The organism is Qipengyuania oceanensis, assembly GCF_009827535.1.
Classification (GTDB): domain Bacteria; phylum Pseudomonadota; class Alphaproteobacteria; order Sphingomonadales; family Sphingomonadaceae; genus Qipengyuania_C; species Qipengyuania_C oceanensis.
Genome location: NZ_WTYN01000001.1, coordinates 1,059,505 through 1,084,426, shown reverse-complemented (window position 1 = coordinate 1,084,426; position 24,922 = coordinate 1,059,505). Strand labels below are relative to the sequence as shown.

The window sequence follows — 24,922 nt, the reverse complement described above, 5'->3', positions numbered from 1 at the left end:
CCGGCGGGCGCCATTTTCCACACTGCCGACCGGACGATCGCTTGCGCGGCATGCGTATTGCTGCGAATCTTCCCGCCATGACGCCTGCGATCTTCGGAATGGCCGGGGCCGAACTGACGGCCGACGAGCGCGCATTCTTCGCCGATGCCGATCCGGCAGGTTACATCCTGTTCGGTCGCAATTGTATCGACCCCGCACAATTGCGGGCGCTGACCGATTCCCTGCGCGAACTGCACGGGCGGGACCGGCTGTTCATCTGCATCGACCAGGAAGGCGGTCGGGTCGCGCGGCTGCGCGCTCCCGAATGGACAGATTACCCTAGCGGAGAGGCTTTCGACCGGCTTTATCGCACGGCGCCCGCCAGCGCGATCGAGGCGGCGCGCGCCAATGCCGAGGCACTGGGCCGCGAACTGGCGGCCATGGGCATCACGGTCGATTGTCACCCTCCGCTCGATGTGCGCCAGCCCGGCGCGCACGACGTGATCGGCGACCGCGCACTGGGTAGCGATCCTCTCCAGGTCGCCGCGCTGGGCAGGGCGATTCTCGACGGTCTCGCCCGTTCCGGAGTGGCCGGTTGCATCAAGCACATGCCCGGTCACGGACGTTCGAACACCGACACGCACAAGGAAATGCCGATCGTTACGGCGAGCGAGGAAGAACTCGAGATCGATCTCGCTCCGTTTCGTGCCCTGCACGACGCGCCGATCGGGATGACCGGACACTTGCTGTTCACGGTCTGGGACAAGGAGAATCCGGCAACGCTTTCTCCCTTCGTGATCAATCAGGTCATCCGCAAGAAGATCGGCTTCGACGGGTTGCTGCTCACCGACGACATCGACATGCAGGCCCTGTCCGGGACGATCCCCGAACGGTCCGAGCGCGCGCTGGCAGCTGGCTGCGACCTCGTGCTCAACTGCTGGGCGAAGATGGACGAGATGATCGGCATCGCGAAGGTCGCGCCGGCGATGCGCGACGTCAGCCGCGACCGGCTGGCGCGGGCGATGGATGCCTGCATGTTCGATTGCGACGGAGCCGATCGTGCCGAGCTGCTGGCCAGGCGCGACGCGTTGCTGGCGCTTGCCGGGGCACAGGCTTGACCGACGACGGCCTCCTCTTCGGCGAGGCGGTCGATACGGACGCAGCCGAACGCGAGGAGGGCTGGGTCGGGGTCGGCGCTGCCGCTGCAAACGCCGACGACGCGCTCTATCTCGAACTCGATGGATGGGAAGGGCCACTCGACCTGCTGCTCGACTTGGCCCGGCGGCAGAAGGTCGACCTGCGCCAGATCTCGATCCTCTCGCTGGTCGACCAGTACCTGAGCTACATCGAGCGGGCCGAAGCGCTCAAACTCGAAGTCGCGGCGGACTATCTCGTGATGGCCGCCTGGCTTGCATATCTCAAATCGGCGATGCTGCTGCCCAAAGAAGAGCAGGAGGATCCGAGCCCCGAGGAGCTGGCATTGCGGCTGCAGCTGCGGCTCCAGCGCCTCGGTGCGATGCGCGAGGCGGGCGCCCGGCTGATGGCGCGCGACCGTATTGGGCGCGATGCTTTCCTGCGCGGCGCTCCGGAGGGTCTGCGGATCGACCGCAAGACGCAGTGGACCTGCGACTGGTTCGCGCTCGTCCAGGCGTACGGGCAGGTCAAGGCGCGCACTGCGCCCGCGACACACATGGTGCGCGAGCGCCCGGTGATGACGCTCGAAAGCGCGCTCGAAAGAGTGTCCGCGATGCTCGGCGTGACGCTCGACTGGATTACGCTGGAAGACTTCCTTCCGCCGCACGCCGACCGTCGCTTGCGCAAGTCCGCGCTGGCTTCCAGCTTCGTCGCCGCGCTCGAGCTCGCCCGCATGGGCAAGGCGGAGATCGCGCAGGAAGAGATCTTCGGCACCATGAAGCTTCGACGGATCGCCCGATGATCGAACCGCAGGACGAACTGGCCCGGGCGCTCGAGGCGACGCTGTTCGCCGCCGAGGAACCGATGAGCGTCGAGGCGCTGGCAAGCCACCTTGGCGACGCGGATGCGCGCGCCGTGCGCGATGCCCTGCAGGCCCTGGCCGACCGCTATTCGGGGCGCGGTATCGAGCTCGTCGAACGGGGCAAGCGCTGGCATTTCCAGACCGCGCCCGATCTCGCGCATCTCTTGCGGCGCGAGCGCGAGCAGGTCCGGCGGCTGAGCCGCGCGGCGACCGAGGTCCTCGCGATCATCGCCTATCACGAGCCGGTCAGCCGGGCGGAGATCGAATCGATCCGCGGCGTGCAGACTTCTGCGGGCACGCTCGACGTGCTGATGGAGGCGGGCTGGGTCAGGATCGCGGGTCGGCGCGAAGTGCCGGGCCGCCCCGTCATTTACGCGACCACCCCCGATTTCCTCGCGCATTTCGGCCTCGAATCGCGTCGCGATCTCCCGGGGATCGACGAATTGCGTGCCGCCGGCCTGCTCGATCCGGTCGACGATGCCTATGACGCGCTGACCGGCGTCGACGAGAACCCGGACGAGCACGAGGACGAGGATGACGACGCCTTCGACGACGACGAGCCGCTCGAGCCGGAGCATCCGGATGATCCGGGACGGCCTTTCCATCAGCTCGGTGAAGACTGACTGGCGCTTGCCCCGGCAAGCCCCTATATTGCGATCACACAATGTATTGAGAGACTTTCGATGAGCCTTGGCCCCTGGCAGCTAATCATAATCGCCCTCGTGATCCTCGTCCTGTTCGGGCGTGGCCGCATTTCCGAGATGATGGGTGACTTCGGCAAGGGCATCAAGAGCTTCAAGGAAGGCATGGCCGAGGAAGATCGCCCCAAGGGCGAGAGCCAGCGGCTTGAAGGCCCCTCGCACGAGGCCAAGCCCGCCTCGCAGGCTGCGGTAGATCCGCGTCCGGCCGAGAAGACGACCGACGGGTCCAATTGACCGGTCCGCCGAGGGCCTGATCGATGTTTGATATCGGTGCCGCCGAATTGCTGGTGATCGTCGTGGTGGCGATCGTCGTGATCGGTCCCAAGGAGCTGCCCCTCGCGCTGCGGACCGCGGGACGCTGGATCGGCAAGATTCGGCGCGTCTCCAACCATTTCCGCACGGGCCTCGACGCGATGATCCGCGAAGCGGAGCTCGAGGAGATGGACCGCAAGTGGAAAGAGCAGAACGAGCGGATCATGGCCAAGTACCCCTCCGACGAGGGCATTGCCGAGCCGGCGCCGATGATGGAGGCGCTGCCGCCGGGAACCACCGATCCCGATGCCTTGCGAATGCCGCCTGCCGCGGATGACGAGCCTGCGGAAGAGAATGCCGTCGCTTCGGCGGACGAGCCGTCCCTGCCGTTCGACCGACCGGTCGATGCAGGCAAACCGGCAGGCGAGGGCTGACCGGTGCCGCTCAGGATAAGCGATATCGACGAGACGCAGGCCCCGCTGCTCGACCATCTGATCGAACTGCGCACGCGGCTCGTTCGGTGCGTAGCCGCACTGGTGGTCGGCTTTGCGATCTGCTTCTACTATGCCGATCCGATCCTGGGTTTCCTGATCCAGCCGCTCAAGAACGCTTTTCCTGAAGGCGAGGGCCAGCTGATCTTCACCAAACTCTACGAAGTGTTCTTCGTCGAGTTGAAGGTCGGCCTTTTCGCGGGCTTTTTTGTCAGCTTCCCGGTCATCGCGAACCAGCTCTGGGCCTTCGTGGCACCGGGCCTCTACGCCAAGGAGAAGAAGGCTTTCCTGCCGTTCCTGATCGCTACTCCCGTGCTGTTCACGATGGGGGCGGCGCTGGCCTATTTCGTGGTCATGCCGACCGCGTTCCGCTGGTTCCTCGGCTTCGGCGGAACCGCGGGCGGAATGGAGATCCAGGCCTTGCCGACGGCAGGCGACTACCTCGGCCTGGTCATGCAGTTCATTCTGGCTTTCGGAATCAGCTTCCTCTTGCCGGTCCTGCTGCTGTTGCTCAATCGCGCCGGCATCGTGACGCGCGAGCAACTGGCCGGCGCGCGTCGCTACGTGATCGTCGGTATCGTGATTATCGCTGCAGTCGTCACCCCGCCCGATCCGGGGTCGCAGCTCATCCTGGCAGTCCCGCTGCTGTTGCTCTTCGAAGGCTCGCTGATCATCATGCGATTCGGCGAGAGAAGGAAGGCCTTGGAAGCCGAGGACGACAAGGAATTGGCGGACGATTCGCAACCAGCCGGTTGAGGAGGCCGGTCACCCTCCGGCGAAGTGCGCGGCTGGCCTCTCTCGGAGACTGGAAAAAAGACACAAAAAAACGGGGCCGCAAAGCCCCGTTCTCTTGTTCGGTTGTCCGAAGCGCTTAGGCGCTGATCGGATCGTCGTCGCCACCGTCGACGGCAATGATGATGCCGGCAATGACGAGAGCAGCGGCGAGAATGCCGAGGATGACGCCCGAACCGCCGAGTTCGCTGTCGGCTTCAGCCGGGGCAGCGTCGCGCGAAACAGGCGCAGCAACAGCAGGAGCGGTTGCCATCGATACGGCAGCGGCAGCTGCTGCGAGGTTACGGAACTTCATCTTCATCGTCTCCTTTAGAGATCTCTGCGATTGATCTAGTCGTCGGTTACTAGTGGAGGTCAACTTTCGTGGCAAGCCCCTTTGACGGTCGCAAAGTCCGAAAAATGGGCCAAATCAGCGTAGTTTTTGAATACTCGCCGAAACGTTGCCAGAATGCCTCACCTAAATTCAGGCGCTTACCGGATCCTCGTCATCTTCGGAAAGAAGAATGATCGCGGCAACCACGGCGGCGATGCCGAGCACGAAGAAGAGCGTCGTGTTGCCGGCAAGCTTGCTGTCTTCCGAAACCGGAGCGGCTTCGCGCTGGATTTCGACCGGGGCCGCCTGGGCGGCAAGCGGTGCGGCAACCATCGAGGCAGCTGCAGCGGCGAAGGCAATTTTCCTGAACATTTCTGGTCTTCTCCTGGTCCGGCAAACATCGGATCGCCGGTAAACATGCTTCTCGGACGGACCCTGCCGACCGACACGAAGTCGCTATTGCAGCGCCATCGTTACGATATGATTAATTTGTAACGGCGCGCGATGATTGCAGAAATTCGACAATGCCGGACATTTTAACCGCGCAAATCCGTCACTTCGCCGTGTAGCCCCAGACAGGTTCGCCATCCATCCAGACCTGGATAACCCGCGTCTGACGCAGGTCCTGCGGATTAGCCGCAAGCGGATCGCGATCAACGATGACAAAATCGGCCCGCTCGCCCGCGACCAGCTTGCCGAATCGTCCCTCGGCAAAGCCGGCATAGGCTGCGTCCGACGTGAACCCGGCAAGCGCTTCCTTGCGCGAGACCGCTTGCTGGGGATACCAGCCGCCCTCGGGCTGGCCGTCCGCCCCGGTCCGCGAGATCGCCGCAGCCAGTCCGGCAAAGGGATTGGGCGATTCGACCGGCGCATCCGATCCGAAGGCCAGCTTGCCGCCGGTGTCGAGCACCGTGCGCCACGCATAGGCCCCTTCGAGCCGGGCCGGGTCGAGCCGGCTTTCGGCCATCAGGCGGTCGGACGTTTGGTGGACCGGCTGCATCGAGGCAATGATGCCGTTCGCTCCGAAGGCGGGAAGGTCAGCCGGGTCGACGATCTGCGCGTGCTCGATTCTCCAGCGCGTATCGCCGGGGAAACTTTCCTTCAGTTCGGCCATGGCGGCAAGCGCCTCGCCGTTGGCGGCGTCCCCGATGGCGTGGATTGCCACCTGGTAGCCGCCGAGAGCCGCACGGCTCAGAACGTTGCGGAACCGGGTCGGCTCGATCAACGGTAGGCCGGTGTTGCCAGGGTCGTCGGCATAGGGTCGCTTGAGCCATGCCCCGCGGGAACCGAGGGCCCCGTCGAGGTAGATCTTGAGCCCGTTCATGCGCAGCCGGTCGCCATAGAGCCACGGCCGCTCGCCCGCCCCGCCGATCATCTCCATCGTCTCGGGATCGCTCGCGTAGGACATGATGCGGACCTTCAGGTTTCCGCGATCCGCGACCCGGCGGAAGGTGAGCCAGTCGGCCATGGTCGTCCCCATGTCGGCGACTGCGGTGATGCCGTTGGAGAGCAGCTTCTCCTGCGCTTCCATCAGCGCGAGGTCGCGCTCTGCCGGGCGCGGGGCCGGAATGACCGGAATGAACAGCTCGCTCGCCAGGTCGACGAATACGCCGGACGGCGTTTTCGAGCCGGCGATACGTTCGATCCGGCCGCCCTCGGGATCCTTGGTCGCGGCAGTGACGCCGGCGCGCTTGATCGCCTCGCTGTTCGCCCAGCCTGCATGGCCGTCGACCCGCTCGAGATAGACCGGCCGGTCGGCCACGGCCCGGTCGAGTTCGGCTGCGGTCGGGAAACGACCGAGGCCCCACTGCTCCTGGTTCCAGCCGCGCCCGAGGATCCAGGGCCGCGAGGGATTCTCCCGCGCGAAACGCGCGATTTCCGCCAGCGCGTCATCGAGGCTGCGGGTGTTCGACAGGTCGAGCGTCAGCTCGGCAATTCCCAGGCCCATGACATGCGCATGGGCGTCGATCATGCCGGGAATAACGGTGCGGCCTTCGCCGTCGTAGCGAAAGTCGGTCTTGGCTGGACGCCTGTCGCCCTTGTCGAGGACCTGCTTGATGCGGCCGTCATCGTCGATCCACAGGCCGGTGAAGCGATCGATCTCTCCATCCTCGCCGATGGTGATCCCGGAAACATTGTCGATCAGCACATCGGCGTGCGCGGCCGTGGCAAAACCAGCGAGGCCGAGGGCGAGGGCGGTCCGTATCAGAAGCAAGGCAAGTCCTTTCCAAACTGCGGGCTGGTTAAGCGAGTCTATCGCGCTTGCAAACGCTTTCGCGATTGCGATGCGTGCCGCCGACCCTTAGTCATGCGCCGCAATGACCCAGTCCACCGCCCAGCCCCGCACGCCTGCAAACAGCGCCGACGCGCTGGCCAGCCTGACGATTGACGACGTGCGTGCCGCTGCCGCGCGGATCGGCGATTCGGTGGTGAGAACGCCGCTCATGTATTCGCAGACCCTGTCCGCGATCGCGGGCGCGGAGATCTGGCTCAAGTTCGAGAACCTGCAGTTCACCGCCGCCTACAAGGAACGCGGCGCGCTCAATGCCCTGCTTAACCTCACCGACGAGCAGCGCGCAAAGGGCGTTATCGCCGCTTCGGCCGGCAACCATTCGCAAGGGCTGAGCTATCACGGCACCCGCCTCGGCGTGCCGGTGACGATCGTGATGCCGCGCACCACCCCGACGGTGAAAGTCATGCAGACCGAAAGCGTCGGCGGCAATGTCGTGCTCGAAGGTGAAACCTTCGACGATGCCTATGCCCACGCCCGCAAGCTGGAGCAGGAAATGGGGCTGACGTTCGTCCATCCCTTCGACGATCCGATCGTCGCTGCGGGGCAGGGCACGGTCGCGCTCGAAATGCTCGAGGACAAGCCCGATTTCGACTGCCTTGTCGTGCCGATCGGCGGCGGCGGTCTGATCTCGGGCATGGCCACGGTCGCCAAGGCGCTTAACCCCGCGATCGAAATCGTCGGCGTGCAGGCCGCCCTGTTCCCCTCGATGTATGCGAAGATTGCCGGCCGCGCGATGGATTGCGGTGGTGACACGCTCGCCGAAGGGATAGCGGTGAAGGCGCCCGGCGAGTTTACTTCAGAAGTCATCGCCGAACTGGTCGACGAAATCCTTCTGGTCGAGGAAGACTCGCTCGAGAGCGCGGTATCGCTGCTGCTCCAGATCGAGAAGACGGTCGTCGAAGGCGCGGGCGCGGCGGGGCTGGCGGCAGTGCTGGCCAATCCCGAACGCTTCGCCGGCAAGACGATCGGCCTCGTGCTGTGCGGCGGCAACATCGACACGCGGCTGCTCGCGAACGTGCTGCTGCGCGATCTGGCGCGCCAGGGCCGGCTCGCGCGCCTCAGGATCACGTTGCAGGACCGGCCCGGCGCACTGTTCAAGGTGATGAAGGAATTCGACGATCACAACGTCAACATCATCGAGATCTATCACCAAAGAATTTTCACCAGCCTGCCGGCCAAGGGCCTCATCACCGACATCGAGTGCGAGGCGCGCGACAAGCAACAACTCGATTCGCTGATCGCGGCGCTCAAGGCGCGCGGCTACGCAGTGAGTCTCGTCGAGCTCAATTAACCGGATATTTGCCAAGAGAATTGTGCAAATTCACAAAGGTTTAACCATGATGTATGGTTAAGAACCTTTTATCGCGGCCCTGAAATTGGCATAGATGCGTCTCGATCGCACTGCGCTCGCCCACGAGCGAAGAGAGGACCAGCTACGACCGTGACGGCGCCGATACGCTTTCCCCGCTTCTTCGTGACGAGCGCCGCGCCGTGTCCCTACCTTCCCGGGAAGACCGAGCGGAAGGTGTTCACCGAACTCAAGGGCCCCCATGCCGAGCAGCTCAACGAGGCGCTCGGCAGGATCGGTTTCCGGCGCAGCCAGACGGTCGCCTACCGTCCCAGCTGCCTCGATTGCCAGGCCTGCATTTCAGTGCGCGTGGCGGTGGAGGATTTCCGGCCGTCGAACACGCAGAAACGCATTCTCAAGCGCAACAGCGACCTCGTCACCACAGAATGTCGCCCTTGGGCCACCGGCGAGCAGTTCGATCTGCTGCAGCGCTATCTCGGCGTTCGCCATCCCGGCGGGGGCATGGCGACGATGGAGGAAACCGACTTTGCGGATATGGTGGAACACACGCCCGTATCCAGCTATGTGACTGAATACAGGGAGCCCGGGGAGGGGTCGCGGCCCGGCCGACTAGTCGGCGCGTGCCTGACCGACGTCCAGGGCGACGGGTTGTCGATGATCTACAGTTTCTACGACCCGGAACATGAGGCGCGGACCGGTCTTGGAAATTACATCATCCTCGAACACATCCGGCGCGCGGCCGAACAGGGACTGCCTTACGTCTATCTCGGCTACTGGGTCGAGGGCTCCGACCGGATGCAGTACAAGGTCCGCTACCGGCCGCTCGAACGCCTTACCCGCGACGGCTGGGTCCGAATCTCGCCAGCCGAGCAGGATGCTCTCATCGCTGCTGCCGTGGCTCCTCGCGAAGGCGGGCTCAAGGCCGGCAACAAGCCTGCCAAGGATGCGACCCAGCAACCGTTCCATCTCGTCGAATAGGTTGCCGATATCGGATGTGCGTTTCGCCGTCTCGCTGATCGCGCTTGCTTGGGTCGGTGCCGGCACGAGCGTCGCGGCCGCCCAGGACCGCGAGGCACCGCCATCGCTCGAAGATCTCATCCCGGATTCGGCGATCGATGCGCCGGAGGCCTGGGCCGAGCAGGTGGGGGATGATGTCGCACCTGCGCCGCCGCCCGAGGACATCGAAACCGACGATCTGCCCGAGCCAGATTTCGACAGCCCGCTGGAGGAATTTCCGCCGCCACCGCTCGACCTTCCCGACGAGACCCCTCTGGCGCAGGTCGAGGAACTGGACCCGGAAGACTTCGATTTCGCGGAGCTCGGCGAAGAACTGAAGGATCCCTTCGCAGACGCCGAGGTGGAGCGGCTGTCCGCGTTCCTGGAACTCGCTTTCCCGACGGATCGATCGCTCTTCCCGATTCGCGACGAGTTCATCGACCGCTACCAATCGCTGTCCGCAGTCGAGGAATTCGACGCCGACAACAAGAACCTCGCAACGATCTCGGCTCGGGCAAAGTCCGACGAGGAACTGCTGACGACGCTGTTGCGTGCGTACGGTTACTACGATTCGCAGGTCGTGCGCTCGGTTGCGGGCGCGCTGCCGGGCGACGAGGCAGCCGCCGTCCGCCCGACGGTGCGCTTCGCTATCGTGCCCGGCGAGCGGTACCGGTTCGGTGCGATCGACCTGGGCGATCTCGGCAGTGCCCCCGATGCCGACGCCTTGCGACAGGCGTTCGAGGTTCGCTCCGGCGACGAGATGTCGAACTTCCGGATCGTCGAGGAACAGTTCGATCTCGACCGCGCGCTCGGCGAATTCGGCTATCCCTTCGCCGAGATCGACGCGCCCGAACTGCTGGTCGATCACGATCGTAACGAAGGCGATCTCACGCTGGCCGTCCGGCCCAAGGGCAAGTACGTATTCGGTGAAGTCACCAGCTCGATGCCGGATTTCCTTTCGGGCAAGCACTTCGGCACCATCGCGCGGTTCGAGCCGGGCGACGTTTTCCAGCGTAGCCTGCAGATGGACCTGCGCCGCGCGGTGACTGCGACCGGCCTCGTCTCCTCGGTCGAGGTTACGCCGCGCGAGGTTACGCCGCCGGTCGGCGACGAGCCGGGTGTGGTCGCGATGGATGTCGCCATCACCAAGGCCAAGCTGAGGACCATCGCGGGCGCGATCGGCTACGGTTCGGAAGAAGGGTTCCGGCTACAGGCGAGCTGGGAGCACCGCAATTTCTTCCCGCCCGAAGGTGCGATCCGCGCGCGGGCCATCGCCGGGACGCAGGAACAGCTCGCCGGCATCACCTATCGGCGCAACAATTTCCGCGGGCGGGACCGCGTCCTGAACATCGATGCCTACGCCCGCAGCTTCGACAACGACGTGTACCAGGCCGATACGGCCGCGCTGGTCGGCAGTTACGAGCAGGCCTCAACCCTTCTGTTCCAGAAGCCGCTCAGCTGGTCGATCGGCATGGAGCTGGTCGCGACCGACGAGCGTGACGCGAAGGTCAAGGGCGGCAAGAACCCGCGCCAGACCTATCTGATCGCGGCCCTGCCAGCGTCGGTTCTGGTCGATGCCAGCGACGATCTGCTTGATCCGACCAAGGGTTTCCGGATCGGGGCGCGCTTGTCGCCGGAAGTCTCGCGCGTGTCGGGCAGCCAGTCGACCTATCTCTCGGCGCAGGTCGACGGCAGTTATTACAAGCAGATCAACGAACGGATCGTGCTGGCCGGTCGAACGCGCATCGGCACGATCGTGGGCGCCGACACGTTCCAGATCGCCCCGTCGCGCAGGCTGTATGCCGGTGGCGGCAGTTCGGTGCGCGGTTACGGCTACCAGCAGATCGGACCGCGCAACGGCGTGGGCGATCCCAATGGCGGACGATCGCTGGTCGAGCTTTCCGCCGAGGCGCGTATCCGCACGCGCTTCTTCGATGGTGCGCTGGGCGTCGTACCCTTCATCGATGCCGGATCGGTCAGCCGCAGTACGATGCCCGACCTCGATCGCATCAAGATCGGCGCGGGCGTGGGCGTGCGCTATTACACCGGCTTCGGACCCTTGCGCGTCGATGTCGGCTTCCCGCTCAATCCCGGACCCGACGACAGCTTCGTGGCGGTCTACGTTTCGCTCGGGCAGGCCTTCTGATGGCAGAGGCCGAAGTGACCGAGACGGCCGACGTGGCCGAAGCGCCGGAAGCACCTGCAAGCCGCAAGAGGCTGACGGGCTGGCGCAAATGGGTGCTGGCCGGCCTGCTGGCGATCGTTGCGATCATCGGCGCGGCGATCATCACGCTCAACACGCCGATCGGCCAGCGCTTCATCGCCAACGAGATTGCGAAGGTCGCTCCGGCCTCGGGCCTGAAGATCGAGATCGGCCGGATCGAAGGCGACATCTACGGCAAGGCCAAGCTGCACGATGTCGTGCTGTCCGACCCCAAGGGCCCGTTCATGCGCATCCCGCTGGTCGAACTCGACTGGCGGCCGCTCTCGTGGATCACCCGCGGGCTCGACGTGCGCGAACTGATTACACATCGCGGGACGCTGCTGCGCGTCCCCGAACTCAATCCCGGCGATCCCGACGCGCCGATCCTGCCCAACTTCGACATCCGCATCGACCGTTTCGAAATCGACGACCTGACCATCGCGCCGGGCCTGGTCGGTGACGAGAGCCACAAGGTCAACCTGCTCGCAAAGGTCGATATCCGGCAGGGCCGCGCATATGTGAAGGCGGACGGCCGGCTGGGCGCGCGCGACAGGCTCGCGCTGTTGCTCGATGCAGAGCCGGACGGCGACAGGTTCGACGTCGATCTCGATTACGACGCGCCCGAAGGCGGCGTCATCGCCGGGCTGCTTGGCGCCGAGGCCGGTTACCGAGCGCGGATCGAGGGCGATGGCACATGGTCTGCGTGGAAGGGTGGCCTGCTGGTCACCAGGAACGGCGAACGCTTCGCTGCCTTCCGGCTGACCAACAAGGCAGGGCGTTACGGCATCCTCGGCGGGGCCTATCCGACCGGCGCGATCCAGGGATTGCCGGCGCAATTGCTCGGGGCGAAGGTCTCGCTGGCTGCATCGGGCACGCTGGTCGAGAGCGTGCTCGACGGGAGGTTCGACATGCGGGCCGCCGGTTTCGACGCGAACGGCGAAGGCGCGGTCGATCTTGCCGGCAACGCTTTCGACGGTTTCGAATTCTACGCGCGATTGCGCGATCCCAACGCGCTGTCGCCCGATATCGCCCTGAACGGCGCGAACATAACCGCGACGCTGGACGGCGATTTCCGCGACCTGACGATCGATCATCGCATAGAGGTCCGCGAGCTCGTTTCCGGCGAGACGCGCGTGGCCGACATCCGCCAGGCGGGGACCGCGACCTACGATGGGAACGGCTTCGTCCTGCCGCTGGCAGCGCAGGTCGGGCGCATCACGACTGGCAGCGACTGGCTCGATCCGCGGTTGGTCGACGGGCGTATCGAAGGCGAACTGAAGAGCACGGGCAGCCGCCTGTTCTCCGACCGGTTGCAGGTGAACTTCCCCGGCGCGGACGCCACACTGGCGCTGCGCGGCGACCTGTCGGCGGGAAGCTACGAGCTTACCGGCCCGGTCCGCGTTGCCAATCTGAAGTTCGACAATGTCGGCAACGTGGGCGCGAATGCCCGGATCAACTTCCGCCTCGACGAAGCCGGCTGGACTCTCAGGGCCGATACCGATGGCAGGGTCAGCAACGTCAGCAACGCGACGCTTGCCAATCTCGCCGGGCCGCAGATTGCCTTCAGGGGGCAGGTCGGGATCGGTTCGGCCGCGCCGCTCACCTTCCGCAATTTCAACGTCCGGGCGCAGAAACTGACGCTGACGCTGGACGGGCGCATCGTCGATGGCACGACGACCGTCGCCGGGCGCGGCCGCCATGTCGATTACGGCCCGTTCACGGTCGAGGCGCGGGTCGCGGCAAACGGGCCGGAGGCGGTACTGGTCTTCGCGAACCCGCTGCCATCCGCCGGGCTGACCAACGTGCGAGTGGCGATCTCTCCGACGCAAGACGGCTTCCGGATCGAGACCGAGGGCGGTTCGCTGCTCGGGCCGTTCAGCGGCACGCTCGGACTGGTCGCCCCTGCCAACGGGCCGACGCGCATCGCGGTGGAAGAACTCAAGGTCTGGAAGACCGACGTGACCGGCAATCTCGTGCTGGTCGACGGCGGCGTACGCGGCTCGCTCGCGCTGGCCGGCGGCGGACTGGACGGAACGATTCGCCTGTTGCCGCGCGGCGGCGGGCAGGGGTTCGACGCGAGCATCTCGGCCAATGGCGCGCGATTTGCGGGGCCCACACCGCTTTCGATCGCGCGCGGCAATGTCGAGGCGAGGGGGACCTTCGCCGACGGTAACAGCACCATCAGCGCCGAAGTGGTGGCGCAGGGCATAACCTACGGCAGCCTGTTCGTCGGACGCCTGGCAGCCGATGCCGATCTGACCAACGGCGCGGGCAAGGTGCTCGCATCGGTCTCCGGACGCAGGGGCAGCCAGTTCAACATCAATCTCGATGCGGACGTAGCCCCGCGGCGCATCGCGCTGGCGGCCAAGGGATCGTTCGCCGGCCAGCCAATCACCATGCCGCGCCGCGCAGTCCTGACCGCGCTCGACGGGGGCGGCTGGCAGCTCGCGCCGACGCAGATCAACTACAGCGAGGGACGGGCGATCGCGCGCGGCACTTTCGGGACACCAGAGGGTACGTCCTTCAAGTTCCACCTGGTCGACATGCCGCTCTCGCTGGTCGACGTGGCCATCGCGGACATGGGACTGGGCGGCAAGGCATCGGGCGTCATCGACATGACGGTCGACGGGGGCGTGCCAGTCGGAACGGCGAAGCTGAAGGTCGACGGGCTGACCCGCTCGGGCCTCGTCCTCACGTCCAAACCGATCGACCTTGCGATGGCGCTCGACCTGGGGCGGAGCAACCTCAGGATGCGCGCAGCGATCGACGAGGACGGACAGCGGCGTGGCAGGTTGCAGGTGCAGATCACCGGCATGCCGGCGAGCGGCGCGTTCTATGATCGGATGGCCGCCGGGCGACTGTTCGCACAGGCACGCTACGACGGGCCGGCTGCGGCGCTCTGGCGGCTTGCTGCCATCGACGTCTTCGACCTGACCGGGCCGGTGAAGATCACCGCCGATGCCACCGGTTCGATCGCCAATCCCCGGATCCGCGGCGCCGTCGCCAGCGACGACCTGCGGCTGCAGAGCGGCCTGTCGGGGACCGACATCCGCAACGCGACGGTTCGGGGCCGCTTCAACGGCGCGCGGCTGACGATCACCCGCATGAGCGGCAAGACGCCCAACGGCGGGACGGTCAGCGGCAGCGGCATCGTCGACATGACCGGGGTCGGCGAGCAAGTCGGCGACAGCAACATCTATCGGGGTCCGCGGCTCGACTTGCGGCTGGCGGCAAAGAATGCCGCTCTGCTCGATGCCAACGGGCTTTCCGCGACCGTGTCCGGTCCGTTGCGGATCGTCTCGAGCGGAGTGGGCGGCACGATTGCCGGTCGCCTGTCCGTCAACCGGGCGAGCTGGGGCCTGAGTAATGCCGAGGAAGCCGAGCGTATTCCGCAGATCGCGACCCGCGAGATCAACACGCCTGCCGACGTTCGTCCGAGCCAGGCGGCCAGCATCCCGTGGCGCTACCTTATCGATGCCAAGGCAACGTCCCGGATCGACGTCGACGGCATGGGCCTCGACAGCGAATGGGGTGCCGACATCCTGCTGCGCGGAACGACCGACGAGCCGCGGATCGGCGGGGAAGCGCGGGTAGTGCGCGGAAGCTATTCCTTCGCCGGTACCCGCTTCGAACTTACCCGCGGGCGGATCGATTTCGATGAGAACACGCCGATCGACCCGCGCCTCGATATCCGTGCCGAAACCGATACCACCGGGCTGACGGTCGAGGTCCGGGTGGGTGGCAGCGCAACGCAGCCGGAGATCAGTTTCACTTCCGTGCCCTCGCTACCGGAAGACGAAATCCTGGCGCGGCTGCTGTTCGGCGGCTCGATCACCGAATTGTCGGCCACCGATGCTCTCCAGCTCGGAGCGGCGGTTGCATCGCTGCGTGGTGGAGGCGGGATGGATCCGATCAACAAGCTGCGCACGGCCATCGGCCTAGACCGGCTGCGCATCGTCGGCGCCGATCCCGCGCTCGATCGCGGCACTGGCGTGGCACTGGGCAAGAATTTCGGCCGCCGGTTCTATGTCGAGATCATCACCGACGGGCGCGGTTACAGTGCCACCGAGCTCGAGTTCCGGGTAACGTCCTGGCTCTCGCTGCTCGCGAGCATCTCAACCATAGGCCGCGAAAGCGTGGTCGCGGAAGTCAGCAAGGATTACTGACCGCCGCGTCCGACGCAGCGTGTGGGTTTACTGGGTCGCAGGAGCGCTTGCGAGGACACCGTCGATCGGGACGAGCACGCCATTGCTGGCAGCGATCGCTTCGCCGGCGAGGGTGGCTTTTGCACCGTCCGGTCCCGTAATCAGCAGACCGTCCGGCCCGTCAGAAAAGCTGATCGAGCCTTCGCCGAGCGTGCGCATCTTGACCGTGCCGCCGGCATCCTTGATCGCCTGGTTAATACCTTCCGGCGTCACGGCACCGGGCACCACATGGTCGCGCAGGATCGCGACCAGGATCGGGCGCTGATCTTCACCGGTGAGTGTTTTGGTATCGTCACCCAGCGCCTCGAACGCTGCGTCGTTGGGTGCGAAGATCGTATAGGCGCCCGGCCCGTCGAACACCGAATCGAGGCCGCTGTCGTCCAGCGCCGAACCAACGGTAGTCATTCCCGCTGCACCGCCGATGGCATCGGCGAGAGTTCCGTCGACGCCGCTCTCGTCGGTCACACCGGGCGTCCCGGGATCCTGCGAGCAGGCTGCGAGTCCACCGGTAGCGAGCGCGAGGGCAAGCGGAGCGGCAAGCCGCTTTGTCAGATTTTTCATTGGTGTCGCTCCGATCAGATCAGCAGTTCGATCGCAGAGGCGATCAGTCGTGTTTCCGGGTCGACCTGGTAAACATAGCCGTCCGCGTAGCGATAATAGGCATCCGGACGGTCGTAGTACCGGTCCCGGTAGCCGTAGGGTACATTGTAGACGTCGTATCCGGCGGGCATGGGCTGACCGACACGGAAGTCGTCACCGGTCAGCAGTGCCGCGATCGACTGGATCGCCTGCGTTTCCGGGTCGACGCGATAGAGAACATTGTCCGCGTACCGGTACCCGTTGGGGCTCAGATTGTAATAATCGCGGTAATAACGCGGAACCTCGACCGGCTGGTAGTAGCTCGGCCAGACGTTGCCGATCCCCAGCGCGCCGCCGAGCAGCGGGATGAAGGCGTCGACCAGGTTGTTGCTACCCATCCGCATCAGGTAGCCGTCGTTGTAATAGTACCGACCGTCGCCGATACCGCCAAGGCCGAAGAAGGACGGGCGATAATAGCCGCTCGAGAAATAGCCATCCTGCTGCTTCGCCAGTCCGGGCGGCACGCAAGGCGGGTTCTTCTTCGCGAGGCCCGGCGGGCACCCGTCTACGAGACCGTAATTGCGGTCGTCGCCCCACCGCACGATGCGATCGACGATATTGCCGTCGCGGTCGCGATAGCCATTGCGACGGTAGTCATCGTCGTAGCGATCGTTACCCTTATAGGCCTTGGCATTGCCCTGACCGTTTCCGCGGTTTGCCTGGCCCGGCTTGTCGTACTTGACCTTGGCGTTGCCATTGCCATTGCCGTTGCCGCGGGGCTCGTAACCGGCATTTCGATTGCCGTTACCATTGCCGTTCGCGCGATCCTGCTTGGCCGCTGCCTTCATGTTGCCGTTCCCGGGATTGCCGCGATCGGCTTTCCCGTTACCGTTGCCATTGCCACGCTCGACCTGCGCCGCCTGACCCTTGTCCTTGCCGTCCCCCTGGCCGTTGCCGTTGCCCTTCCCGGGCTGGGCGTAGGCGACAGAGCTGGCCATCGCGATTGCCGCGACACCTGCAATAAACTTACGCATCTGAATTCTCCTGTTGCGACCCGAACGCCCGGCGATGTGAATCTTTCCCGGATATCAGGTTGGAACGTGCTTCAGGATCGGCAGAAACCAGTCGTTAATCGGGCATCAATCGGCAGGTCCGGCGTAAAGCTCCGCTTCGGCCCGGCGGCGATTGACCAGGCCCTGCAGCACCTTGCCGTCGCTATGGACCCAGCGCATGAACTCGCGAGCCGCCCCGACACGATCGCCGAGCCTGTGAAGCCGCGTCAGTGTCGCGTGCCCGATCGCGCCAGTATTGTAATGAAACGAAACGAGCGCATCGAATTCGTTCTGCGTGGTGGCTGCCTCGCCGATGGCCACGGCAACGTCGTCGGCATAGCGCCGCAGGTCGGTAGCGAGGCGCGCGTCGCACTGGGCCTGCGTCCACACGGTGCGGGGCCCGATCTCCTTACCCGTCGATCCCCAGCCGATCGTCCAGGGCAGGCCGTCCGCGCTCCCCGGGTCCGGGTATGACTCGAACAGGCCATCGGGCCTCTTGCGCGCGCATCCTTCGAAACGTTTTATCAGATCGATGCCGGCCTCGCCGATTTCCCGGGAAGCAGCTGCGGGGAAAGTATTGCTAGCGCCGCCCTCGCCGGGTTCGCCCACCACTGGCACGATCCGGTCGAGGACCGCGTCGAGCCGCTCGACCTCCTGCTGGCTGAAACCGCGCCCCAGAATCTGTCGTACGGCATCGAAAACGGGTCTGCGGTCGAATGTTACTGTCATGGTCTGCGCCTCGTCATGATGGAAGGCGAAGGGATTAGGCACAAAGAATACGGGTAGGAAAATCCTTCGTCGCGTCGAAGCATCCGTGCACCTGCCTGCACGGTTCGCCGCGAGTTCGTCTCCAACCGTCCCCTCCCGGGCTGGCTGGACGCGCCGCATTCATATAGCAGACAGGCAGTACGGGGCCATGCGGGAGACCCATTGTGCCGATGACCGCCCGTTGGACCGGTCGGCTGTCGGCAACCATTACGAGATACATCGACTCCGTATCGCAGTTGTGCGGCCTTCAGTGTTCGCCGGGCGTATCGGGGAGGGACAGACGAAGGAGTATACTATGAAGACGATCAAGAACGGGTCGACGGCGCTGATCCTGCTGGCTTCGCTCAGCGCGCCAATGGCCGCCGGACTGCACGCGCAGGAGCGCGAAGACCTCGTTGCCACGGTCTACGGTACCGCGCTCGGCGAAGGGCCGGAAATCGACGGGATCATTTCGGCTCGCGACACCGACCGCGTCCAGATCACTGCCGAAGACGGCACCAAGACGGTCATCTACGTCGACGAAGCGACCGAAATCCGCTCGAAGAAGGGCCTGTTCGGTATGAATAAGACCGATCGGGGCGAGGATGCCCTGCTCAACGGCCTGCCGGTCAAGGTCGAAACGCTGAAGTATGATGGCGGCCTGGTCGCCAAGCAGATCACGTTCAAGGGCGGCGATTTCAAGACCGCGGCGATGATCCACAACGGCACCGACCAGCGCTTCACGAAGAACGAAGCGGCTACGGAAGCCCTGCGCAGCCGCATGGCCGATATCGACAAGTACAACATCAAGGGCACGACCAACGTCTATTTCGACACCGGCAAGTGGAACCTGACCCAGTCGGGCCAGTACGAGTTGTGCCAGGCCGCTGCCGAGGCGGAAGCCATGGACAATGCGCTGCTGCTGGTGGTCGGCTATACCGATTCCGTCGGTGACGAAGATTACAACCAGACGCTCAGCGAGCGCCGTGCGGGCAAGGTCGTCAATTATCTCCAGCAGAAGTGCGGCTGGAAGCCATGGCGCATGGTCACGCCGACCGGCATGGCCGAGAGCGATCCGCTGGCCGACAATTCGACCGAAGAAGGCCGGGCGCAGAACCGCCGCGTGGCAGTCAACATCCTCGTCTCGAAGAGCGTCGACGGCTTCAACTGAGCCCGTCTGCCTCCGGCAAGGCAAAGTGAAAGGCCGCCCGGTTTCCCGGGCGGCCTTTTTCGTTTGTCAGCCGTTGCCGCGTCGCCGCGGCGCGGGACGATTACATGCTGTAGTAGAGGTCGAACTCAGCCGGGCAGGGCGTGGTTTCGACGCGCATCACTTCTTCCCACTTGAGGTCCATGTAGGCCTCGATCTGGTCCTTGGTGAACACGTCGCCCTTGAGCAGGAAGTCGTGGTCTTCGGCCAGCGCATCGAGCGCTTCGCGCAAGGATCCGCACACGGTCGGAACCTCGGCGAGTTCCGCCGGCGGCAGATCGTAGAGGTTCTTGTCCATGGCGTCGCCAGGGTGGATCTTGTTCTGGATCCCATCGAGGCCGGCCATCAGCAGTGCCGAATAGGCGAGATAAGGGTTGGCCATCGCATCGGGGAAGCGGAACTCGACGCGCTTGGCCTTGTCGCCCGAACCATAGGGAATACGGCACGAAGCCGAGCGGTTGCGGGCCGAATAGGCCAGCAGAACCGGTGCCTCGAAGCCCGGGACCAGCCGCTTGTAGCTGTTGGTCGTCGGGTTGGTGAAGGCATTGAGCGCCTTGGCATGCTTGATGACACCGCCGATGTAATAGAGGCAGTTTTCCGACAGGCCGGCATATTCGTTTCCGGCGAAGGTCGGCTTGCCGTCGGCCCAGATCGACATGTGAGTGTGCATACCCGATCCGTTATCGTCCTTGATCGGCTTGGGCATGAAGGTCGCGGTCTTGCCGTAGGCGTGGGCGACCTGGTGCACGACGTACTTGTAAACCTGCATGCGGTCGGCGGTTTCTACGAGCGTGCCGAAAGTTAGGCCCAGCTCGTGCTGTGCGGCCGCGACTTCGTGGTGGTGCTTGTCGCACGGCAGGCCCATCTCGAGCATGGTGGCGACCATTTCACCGCGGATGTCGCCGGCGCTGTCGATCGGGGCGACCGGGAAGTATCCGCCCTTTGCGCGCGGACGGTGCGCCATGTTGCCGGCTTCGTATTCCTTGCCGCTGTTGGTCGGCAGTTCGATGTCGTCGATGGCGTAGCCCGAACCGGCATAGCCGTCCTCGAAGCGGACGTCGTCGAACATGAAGAACTCGGCTTCCGGGCCCACATAGATCGTGTCGCCGATGCCGGTCGTCTTGAGGTAGTTCTCGGCGCGCTTGGCCGTCGTGCGCGGGTCGCGGCTGTACCAGTCGCCCGTCGACGGCTCGACGATGTCGCAGTTGACGACCAGCATCGGGGTCGCGCTGAACGGATCGATCCAGGTCGCGTCGAGGTCCGGCTTGAGGATCATGTCCGATTCGTTGATCGCCTTCCAGCCGGCGATGGAGGAGCCGTCGAACATCAGGCCGTCTTCGAATTCGTCTTCACCCATGACGCTCGAAACCATGGTCAGGTGCTGCCACTTGCCCTTGGGATCGGTGAAGCGCAGGTCCACCCACTCGATCTCTTCGTCCTTGATGCGCTTGATGAGGTCTTTTGCCTTCGCCATGGTCGTGTTTACTCCAGCCTTGTGGTCTTGAATTCAGGCCCGTCGACCGGTTGTCAGACGGGTATGTGGTTTGTTGTGCGCCCCGGTGTTGCTCAGACCGCGTCGTCGTCCCGTTCGCCGGTACGTATACGCAGCGCGCTCTCGATCGGCGAGACGAAGATCTTGCCATCGCCGATCCGCCCCGTTTGCGCGGCGGCCGCGATCGCTTCCACCGTTTGTTCGGCGATCGCGTCGGCAACGATCACCTCGAGCTTCACCTTGGGCAGGAAATCGACGACGTATTCGGCGCCGCGATAGAGTTCAGTATGGCCCTTCTGGCGACCGAAACCCTTGGCTTCGGTGACGGTGATGCCGGACACGCCGATCTCGTGCAGCGCTTCCTTCACCTCGTCGAGCTTGAACGGTTTGATGATTGCTTCAATCTTCTTCATGCCTGCGGGATCCTGACCCTCTCCTGCGCGATGAGCCGACGCGTCGGGAGCATCCCGTCCGGTCGGCGCACAGTTAACGAATGAGGCAAAACAAGAATCGTGCCAAGAAACTTCGGCTTGGGATTGGCAGAGTTTCGCGGTTTGCGGACCCGGTCGGGCCGCTTGACGCGCTCGTCTGCTCAAAAGCTATCCAGCAACTGCCTATTTTTTAAGCAGCCGATCAGCGGGCGAGGCCGAGTCCCGCAGTTTCGGGGAGCCCGGCCATGAGATTGAGGTTCTGCACCGCCGCTCCGCTTGCGCCCTTGCCGAGGTTGTCGAGCCGCGCGACGAGGCGGGCCTGCGTACCGTCTGGATTGCTGGCAACCCACAGTTCCAGTCCGTCCCACGATGCGCTGCCCTGGTGCAGAAGGAGTTCGTCCGGAACGTCCGCGTGAACTTCGACGATCGGGCTGCCGTCATAGAAACCGGCCAGCTCGGCGCGCAGGGCATCGGGCCGGGCGGAGGTCGACATCGCCGACAGCGGCAGGGGCACGTCGACCAGCATCCCGCGATGCGCCGGAACGACGCTGGGCGAGAAGACAGGCTGGTGGGCAAGCCCTGCATAGGCCTGCATTTCGGGCAGATGCTTGTGCGCCAGGCCCAGGCCGTAAGCGCGAAATGCGATGTCCGGCTCCGCCTCGAACCGCGCGATCAGTGCGTTTCCGCCGCCCGAATAGCCACTGACGGCATTGACGGTGTACGGCCATTCGGCCGGCAGCAGACCCGCCTTCACGAGCGGTGCGACGAGCGCGAGAAATCCGGTCGGGTAGCAGCCGGGGTTCGACACGAGCCGCGCGCCGGCGACCGCGTCGCGCCCGACCAGCTCGGGAAAGCCGTACGTCCACCCGTCCGCGACACGGTGCGCGCTCGACGCGTCGATCACGCGGGTCCGGCTTGCGGGATCGATCAGCGCGACGGCCTCGCGCGCCGCATCGTCGGGCAGGCAGAGGATCGCGAAATCAGCCTCGTTCAGCGCCGAACGGCGAGCCGCCAGGTCCTTGCGCTGCGCATCGCCGAGCACGACGAGTTCGAATTCGGTCCGGCCTGCCAGTCTTTCGCGGATTTCAAGCCCGGTGGTCCCGGCGGCTCCATCGATGAAAACACTCTGCGCCATGGCGGGCTCAGGCAGCGAGCGAGGCGGAGCGCAGGTAGCCCGAAGGACCTTCCGGCCCGCAACACGCCCAGATCCAGTCGCCCGCCACGTCGAGTACCTCGATCTCGGTACCCGCGTCGAGCGCGACACCCGGATCGGCATTGTCGCGCATCTGCAGCAGGAAGGTCGCGCCGCCTTCGGCAACGGTGCGCAGCTGCGGGATGACGTAATGCGCGGCGAGGTAGCGATGGGCGAGGGCGATGTGCGCCAGGTCGCCGCGGATCGGCAACGTGCCGGGCGCAGGCTTGTCGATCGGGCCGGTCAGCCCGACCACGCCGCTCGGCAGGTCGTAATCCGCAGTCTTGGTCACGTCAGGTCTTGCCCCAGCTTTTCGTGCGGCGCGCTTAGCTTCTGCCCGCTCCCCCCGCAAGCGCACCCGTAGCATTCATTCCTTGCCGAAGCGTTCCCGCAACATGTGGAAGGCTGCGCGCAGGCCCAGCGCCTCGCCGCCCTTGGGCCGTCCGGGCTTGGCCGCGGGTCGCCATGCGAAGGTGTCGAAATGCGCCCAGTCGATCCCTTCCGCGACGAACTTGTCGAGGAACAGGCCCGCGACGCTCGCACCGGCAAAGGCATTGCCGTGCGCGTTGTTGGTGTCGGCGATGTCGGATTTCAGCCATTCGCCATACGCCTCGGGCAACGGCAGTCGCCAGCATTCGTCGTCATGCGCCTTCCCTGCATCGATCAGCGCCTGCGCGCTGGCATCCTTGCGCGCCATAAGCGCGGGCAGGTCGGGGCCGAGCGCGACCCGCGCCGCGCCGGTCAGCGTGGCGAAGTCGATCATGAACTCGGGGTTTTCCTCGCTTGCGCGGGTCAGGGCATCACCGAGGATCAGGCGTCCTTCGGCATCGGTGTTGCCGATTTCCACCGTGAGACCCTTGCGGCTCTGGAGGACGTCGCCGGGGCGGAAGGCATTGCCCGAGATCGCGTTCTCGACCGCGGGGACGAGCAAGTGGAGGCGGATGGGAATCCCGGCTTCCATGATCAGCCCGGCAAGCGCGATCGCATGGGCCGCGCCGCCCATGTCCTTTTTCATGTTGAGCATCCCGGAAGAGGATTTGACGTCGAGCCCGCCCGAATCGAAGCATACGCCCTTGCCGACGATCGCGACGACCGGATCGCTTTCCTTGCCCCAGGTGAGGTGCATGTGGCGCGGCGCGTGGTGGCGCGCCGCCGCCCGCCCGACGGCGTGAACCATCGGGAACTCCTGTTCGAGCTGGTCGCCCTTGGTCACCGAGACTTTCGCATTGAACTTCTTGGCGAGCTTCTCGACCTCGGTTTCCAGAGCGGCCGGGCCCATGTCCTCGGCAGGGGTGTTCACCAGGTCGCGCACGAGGCACACCGCGCGCGCTTCCGCCAGTGCCATGTCGACGCCCTTGGCTTCCTGCGTCAGCAGGATGCGCGGACCTTCGGCGTCCTTGTCGTCGCGATAGCGGGTGAACTTGTACTGGCCGAGTTGCCAGCCGTGAACCGCCGGGCCGGGCTGGCCTTCGGCGCGGCGATAGGTTCCGGCCGGCAGGACTTCGGCCAGCTTGGCCATGCACCAGCTCGACAGCTTCTCGGTGTTGGCGACACCGCCCACCGCGAACCAGCCGTCGCCGTCCGGCACGATCGCGGTCTGGTAGCCGCTGCCGTCGAACTTCTGCGCCGCGAGCGCCGCGCGCTGGCCTGCGCCGAGCGTCTTGGCCCAGGCATCGAAGCCGTTCTTGTCGACGAGGTGGATGGAGATTGCGTCCTGGCCGCGATCGGCCTGGATAAGGTCGGTGGACTTGCTCATGCTTTGCTATTGCCTGTCGTCTTGCTGGCTGTCACCCTTCAATCCGATGAGACACCGCCCGTTCCGAACAGCATTTCTTGCCCCGACCCTCGCCATGGCCATGCCGATCGGGCTGGCAGCGTGCAGCGCAGGAGACGAGAGCACGGCCGACACGACCGCGAGCGCATCGGCAACGCCGGTCTCGCAAGCGTCCACTTCCGCCAGCGCGAGCAGTTCGGCCAGCGATGTCGAGGGCGTCGAATTCAAGAAGGTCGAGAAACGCGACGGCGGCACTTTCGACTTTTCCTACAGCTGGCCGGCCGAGGTTTCCGCCGAACCGAAGCTGGCGGCGGCGCTCAAGTCGGACATGGATTCGGCGCTGGCGAGCGAGCGCGCCGAATGGGAGAAGATGATCGCCGATGCACCGGCCGATTGCGTGTCCTGCCGCAGCCGGGGCTTCAGCCGGGACTGGGAGGTGGTCGCCGATCTGCCGCGCTTCCTCAGCCTCTCGATGCAGATCTACGGCTACACCGGCGGTGCGCACGGCAATGGCGGGACGCGCGGCGTGGTGTGGGACCGGCAGGCCGAAGCGCGGGTCAGGCCGATGGATTTCTTCACTTCCGCCCCTGCGCTCGAGAACGCGGTCCATGCCCGCTACTGCCCGGCGCTCAACCGGGAGCGCGAGAGGAAGCGCGGAATGCCGGTCGACCCGAATGGCGACGACATGTTCTCCGGCTGCCCCTCGATCGACGAATTGCGCGTGCTGCTCGGCTCGAGTGACGGCAAGGCGTTCGACCGCATCGGGCTGATCGCCGATCCCTACGTCGCGGGCTCCTATGCGGAGGGGAGCTACGAGGTGACGCTGCCGGTCACGACAGCGCTGCTCGACGCGGTAAGGCCCGAATATCGCGCTGCATTCGCGCTTCGAAAATAGCCGGGCGTCGCAGACGGCTCGCA

23 protein-coding genes are annotated in these 24,922 nt (G+C 65.1%); 12 read left to right on the top strand and 11 right to left on the bottom strand.

Going from position 1 to position 24,922, the window contains the following annotated elements; all coding sequences use genetic code 11:
* The first annotated feature begins 77 nt into the window (after window positions 1–77).
* Genes nagZ through tatC form a run of 6 tightly spaced genes read left to right on the top strand, consistent with a single transcriptional unit; the run spans window position 78 to window position 4,175 of the window.
* On the top strand, window positions 78–1,097 hold the full coding sequence (nagZ, locus tag GRI48_RS05260; RefSeq protein WP_160675414.1) for a beta-N-acetylhexosaminidase: 1,020 nt from the start codon (window positions 78–80) through the stop codon (window positions 1,095–1,097).
* Window positions 1,094–1,915 carry a segregation and condensation protein A gene (locus GRI48_RS05255; RefSeq protein ID WP_160672424.1) on the top strand — a complete coding sequence of 274 codons (822 nt, stop codon included), beginning with the start codon at window positions 1,094–1,096 and terminating at the stop codon, window positions 1,913–1,915. The genes nagZ and GRI48_RS05255 overlap by 4 nt, the downstream gene beginning before the upstream one ends.
* Window positions 1,912–2,598, top strand: a complete 687-nt coding sequence (scpB, locus tag GRI48_RS05250) for an SMC-Scp complex subunit ScpB (RefSeq protein WP_160672421.1) — start codon at window positions 1,912–1,914, stop codon at window positions 2,596–2,598. Before GRI48_RS05255 ends, scpB begins: the two co-directional genes overlap by 4 nt.
* Window positions 2,599–2,658: 60 nt before the next feature.
* Entirely contained in the window at window positions 2,659–2,910 is a 252-nt protein-coding gene (gene tatA / locus GRI48_RS05245) for a twin-arginine translocase TatA/TatE family subunit (protein WP_160672418.1), read from the top strand.
* A gap of 23 nt (window positions 2,911–2,933) precedes the next feature.
* On the top strand, window positions 2,934–3,362 hold the full coding sequence (tatB, locus tag GRI48_RS05240) for a Sec-independent protein translocase protein TatB (RefSeq protein WP_160672415.1): 429 nt from the start codon (window positions 2,934–2,936) through the stop codon (window positions 3,360–3,362).
* 3 nt (window positions 3,363–3,365) lie between these two features.
* Entirely contained in the window at window positions 3,366–4,175 is an 810-nt protein-coding gene (gene tatC, locus GRI48_RS05235; protein ID WP_160672412.1) for a twin-arginine translocase subunit TatC, read from the top strand.
* A 115-nt stretch (window positions 4,176–4,290) separates the two neighbouring features.
* Here tatC and GRI48_RS05230 read toward each other — a convergent pair whose 3' ends face one another.
* From GRI48_RS05230 to GRI48_RS05220, 3 genes are all read right to left on the bottom strand, one after another.
* Complete coding sequence (locus GRI48_RS05230; RefSeq protein ID WP_160672409.1) at window positions 4,291–4,506, bottom strand: hypothetical protein; 216 nt, start codon at window positions 4,504–4,506, stop codon at window positions 4,291–4,293.
* Between the two features lie 168 nt (window positions 4,507–4,674).
* Window positions 4,675–4,896 (bottom strand): hypothetical protein, encoded by a 222-nt coding sequence (locus tag GRI48_RS05225; RefSeq protein ID WP_160672406.1) that lies wholly within the window; start codon window positions 4,894–4,896, stop codon window positions 4,675–4,677.
* A 181-nt stretch (window positions 4,897–5,077) separates the two neighbouring features.
* Window positions 5,078–6,733, bottom strand: coding sequence for an amidohydrolase (locus GRI48_RS05220; protein WP_160675411.1), 1,656 nt, complete (start codon window positions 6,731–6,733; stop codon window positions 5,078–5,080).
* Window positions 6,734–6,842: 109 nt separating this feature from the next.
* On the opposite strand from GRI48_RS05220, the gene GRI48_RS05215 reads away from it, so the two are divergent.
* From GRI48_RS05215 to GRI48_RS05200, 4 genes are all read left to right on the top strand, one after another.
* Entirely contained in the window at window positions 6,843–8,108 is a 1,266-nt protein-coding gene (locus GRI48_RS05215) for a threonine ammonia-lyase (RefSeq protein ID WP_160672403.1), read from the top strand.
* Window positions 8,109–8,258: 150 nt separating this feature from the next.
* Window positions 8,259–9,104, top strand: coding sequence for an arginyltransferase (locus GRI48_RS05210; RefSeq protein ID WP_160672400.1), 846 nt, complete (start codon window positions 8,259–8,261; stop codon window positions 9,102–9,104).
* A 16-nt stretch (window positions 9,105–9,120) separates the two neighbouring features.
* Window positions 9,121–11,268 carry an autotransporter assembly complex protein TamA gene (locus tag GRI48_RS05205; protein ID WP_337190773.1) on the top strand — a complete coding sequence of 716 codons (2,148 nt, stop codon included), beginning with the start codon at window positions 9,121–9,123 and terminating at the stop codon, window positions 11,266–11,268.
* The gene (locus GRI48_RS05200; protein ID WP_160672394.1) at window positions 11,268–15,491 is read left to right on the top strand and encodes a translocation/assembly module TamB domain-containing protein; all 4,224 of its coding nucleotides are present in this window, start codon (window positions 11,268–11,270) and stop codon (window positions 15,489–15,491) included. Before GRI48_RS05205 ends, GRI48_RS05200 begins: the two co-directional genes overlap by 1 nt.
* Before the next feature lie 27 nt (window positions 15,492–15,518).
* Here GRI48_RS05200 and GRI48_RS05195 read toward each other — a convergent pair whose 3' ends face one another.
* From GRI48_RS05195 to GRI48_RS05185, 3 genes are all read right to left on the bottom strand, one after another.
* Window positions 15,519–16,091 carry a fasciclin domain-containing protein gene (locus GRI48_RS05195; protein WP_160672391.1) on the bottom strand — a complete coding sequence of 191 codons (573 nt, stop codon included), beginning with the start codon at window positions 16,089–16,091 and terminating at the stop codon, window positions 15,519–15,521.
* A 14-nt stretch (window positions 16,092–16,105) separates the two neighbouring features.
* On the bottom strand, window positions 16,106–17,143 hold the full coding sequence (locus tag GRI48_RS05190) for a hypothetical protein (protein WP_160672388.1): 1,038 nt from the start codon (window positions 17,141–17,143) through the stop codon (window positions 16,106–16,108).
* A gap of 105 nt (window positions 17,144–17,248) precedes the next feature.
* Window positions 17,249–17,890 (bottom strand): lysozyme, encoded by a 642-nt coding sequence (locus tag GRI48_RS05185; protein WP_160672385.1) that lies wholly within the window; start codon window positions 17,888–17,890, stop codon window positions 17,249–17,251.
* Window positions 17,891–18,224: 334 nt separating this feature from the next.
* Here GRI48_RS05185 and GRI48_RS05180 point away from each other — a divergent pair, with 334 nt between their 5' ends.
* Entirely contained in the window at window positions 18,225–19,079 is an 855-nt protein-coding gene (locus tag GRI48_RS05180; RefSeq protein ID WP_160672382.1) for an OmpA family protein, read from the top strand.
* 100 nt (window positions 19,080–19,179) lie between these two features.
* Here the strand turns inward: GRI48_RS05180 and glnA are convergent, their stop codons facing one another.
* From glnA to GRI48_RS05155, 5 genes are all read right to left on the bottom strand, one after another.
* Complete coding sequence (gene glnA, locus GRI48_RS05175; RefSeq protein WP_160672379.1) at window positions 19,180–20,589, bottom strand: type I glutamate--ammonia ligase; 1,410 nt, start codon at window positions 20,587–20,589, stop codon at window positions 19,180–19,182.
* A gap of 92 nt (window positions 20,590–20,681) precedes the next feature.
* Complete coding sequence (locus GRI48_RS05170) at window positions 20,682–21,020, bottom strand: P-II family nitrogen regulator (protein ID WP_160672376.1); 339 nt, start codon at window positions 21,018–21,020, stop codon at window positions 20,682–20,684.
* Between the two features lie 220 nt (window positions 21,021–21,240).
* Window positions 21,241–22,173 carry an N-acetyl-gamma-glutamyl-phosphate reductase gene (gene argC, locus GRI48_RS05165; protein ID WP_160672373.1) on the bottom strand — a complete coding sequence of 311 codons (933 nt, stop codon included), beginning with the start codon at window positions 22,171–22,173 and terminating at the stop codon, window positions 21,241–21,243.
* Between the two features lie 7 nt (window positions 22,174–22,180).
* Entirely contained in the window at window positions 22,181–22,522 is a 342-nt protein-coding gene (locus tag GRI48_RS05160; protein ID WP_160672370.1) for a hypothetical protein, read from the bottom strand.
* Window positions 22,523–22,597: 75 nt separating this feature from the next.
* Entirely contained in the window at window positions 22,598–23,986 is a 1,389-nt protein-coding gene (locus GRI48_RS05155; RefSeq protein ID WP_160672367.1) for a leucyl aminopeptidase family protein, read from the bottom strand.
* 46 nt (window positions 23,987–24,032) lie between these two features.
* Between GRI48_RS05155 and GRI48_RS05150 the strand changes: the two genes are divergently transcribed.
* Window positions 24,033–24,899 (top strand): PdaC/SigV domain-containing protein, encoded by an 867-nt coding sequence (locus GRI48_RS05150; RefSeq protein WP_160672364.1) that lies wholly within the window; start codon window positions 24,033–24,035, stop codon window positions 24,897–24,899.
* Window positions 24,900–24,922 lie beyond the last annotated feature (23 nt).

Coding starts and splice junctions, on each gene's coding strand:
- GRI48_RS05200 (WP_160672394.1), top strand. CDS start 11,268: ATGGCAGAGGCCGAAGTGACCGAGACGGCCGACGTGGCCGAAGCGCCG.
- glnA (WP_160672379.1), bottom strand. CDS start 20,589: ATGGCGAAGGCAAAAGACCTCATCAAGCGCATCAAGGACGAAGAGATC.
- argC (WP_160672373.1), bottom strand. CDS start 22,173: ATGGCGCAGAGTGTTTTCATCGATGGAGCCGCCGGGACCACCGGGCTT.
- GRI48_RS05215 (WP_160672403.1), top strand. CDS start 6,843: ATGACCCAGTCCACCGCCCAGCCCCGCACGCCTGCAAACAGCGCCGAC.
- GRI48_RS05225 (WP_160672406.1), bottom strand. CDS start 4,896: ATGTTCAGGAAAATTGCCTTCGCCGCTGCAGCTGCCTCGATGGTTGCC.
- GRI48_RS05155 (WP_160672367.1), bottom strand. CDS start 23,986: ATGAGCAAGTCCACCGACCTTATCCAGGCCGATCGCGGCCAGGACGCA.
- tatA (WP_160672418.1), top strand. CDS start 2,659: ATGAGCCTTGGCCCCTGGCAGCTAATCATAATCGCCCTCGTGATCCTC.
- GRI48_RS05180 (WP_160672382.1), top strand. CDS start 18,225: ATGAAGACGATCAAGAACGGGTCGACGGCGCTGATCCTGCTGGCTTCG.
- nagZ (WP_160675414.1), top strand. CDS start 78: ATGACGCCTGCGATCTTCGGAATGGCCGGGGCCGAACTGACGGCCGAC.
- scpB (WP_160672421.1), top strand. CDS start 1,912: ATGATCGAACCGCAGGACGAACTGGCCCGGGCGCTCGAGGCGACGCTG.
- tatB (WP_160672415.1), top strand. CDS start 2,934: ATGTTTGATATCGGTGCCGCCGAATTGCTGGTGATCGTCGTGGTGGCG.
- GRI48_RS05195 (WP_160672391.1), bottom strand. CDS start 16,091: ATGAAAAATCTGACAAAGCGGCTTGCCGCTCCGCTTGCCCTCGCGCTC.
- GRI48_RS05185 (WP_160672385.1), bottom strand. CDS start 17,890: ATGACAGTAACATTCGACCGCAGACCCGTTTTCGATGCCGTACGACAG.
- GRI48_RS05150 (WP_160672364.1), top strand. CDS start 24,033: ATGAGACACCGCCCGTTCCGAACAGCATTTCTTGCCCCGACCCTCGCC.
- GRI48_RS05190 (WP_160672388.1), bottom strand. CDS start 17,143: ATGCGTAAGTTTATTGCAGGTGTCGCGGCAATCGCGATGGCCAGCTCT.
- GRI48_RS05170 (WP_160672376.1), bottom strand. CDS start 21,020: ATGAAGAAGATTGAAGCAATCATCAAACCGTTCAAGCTCGACGAGGTG.
- GRI48_RS05230 (WP_160672409.1), bottom strand. CDS start 4,506: ATGAAGTTCCGTAACCTCGCAGCAGCTGCCGCTGCCGTATCGATGGCA.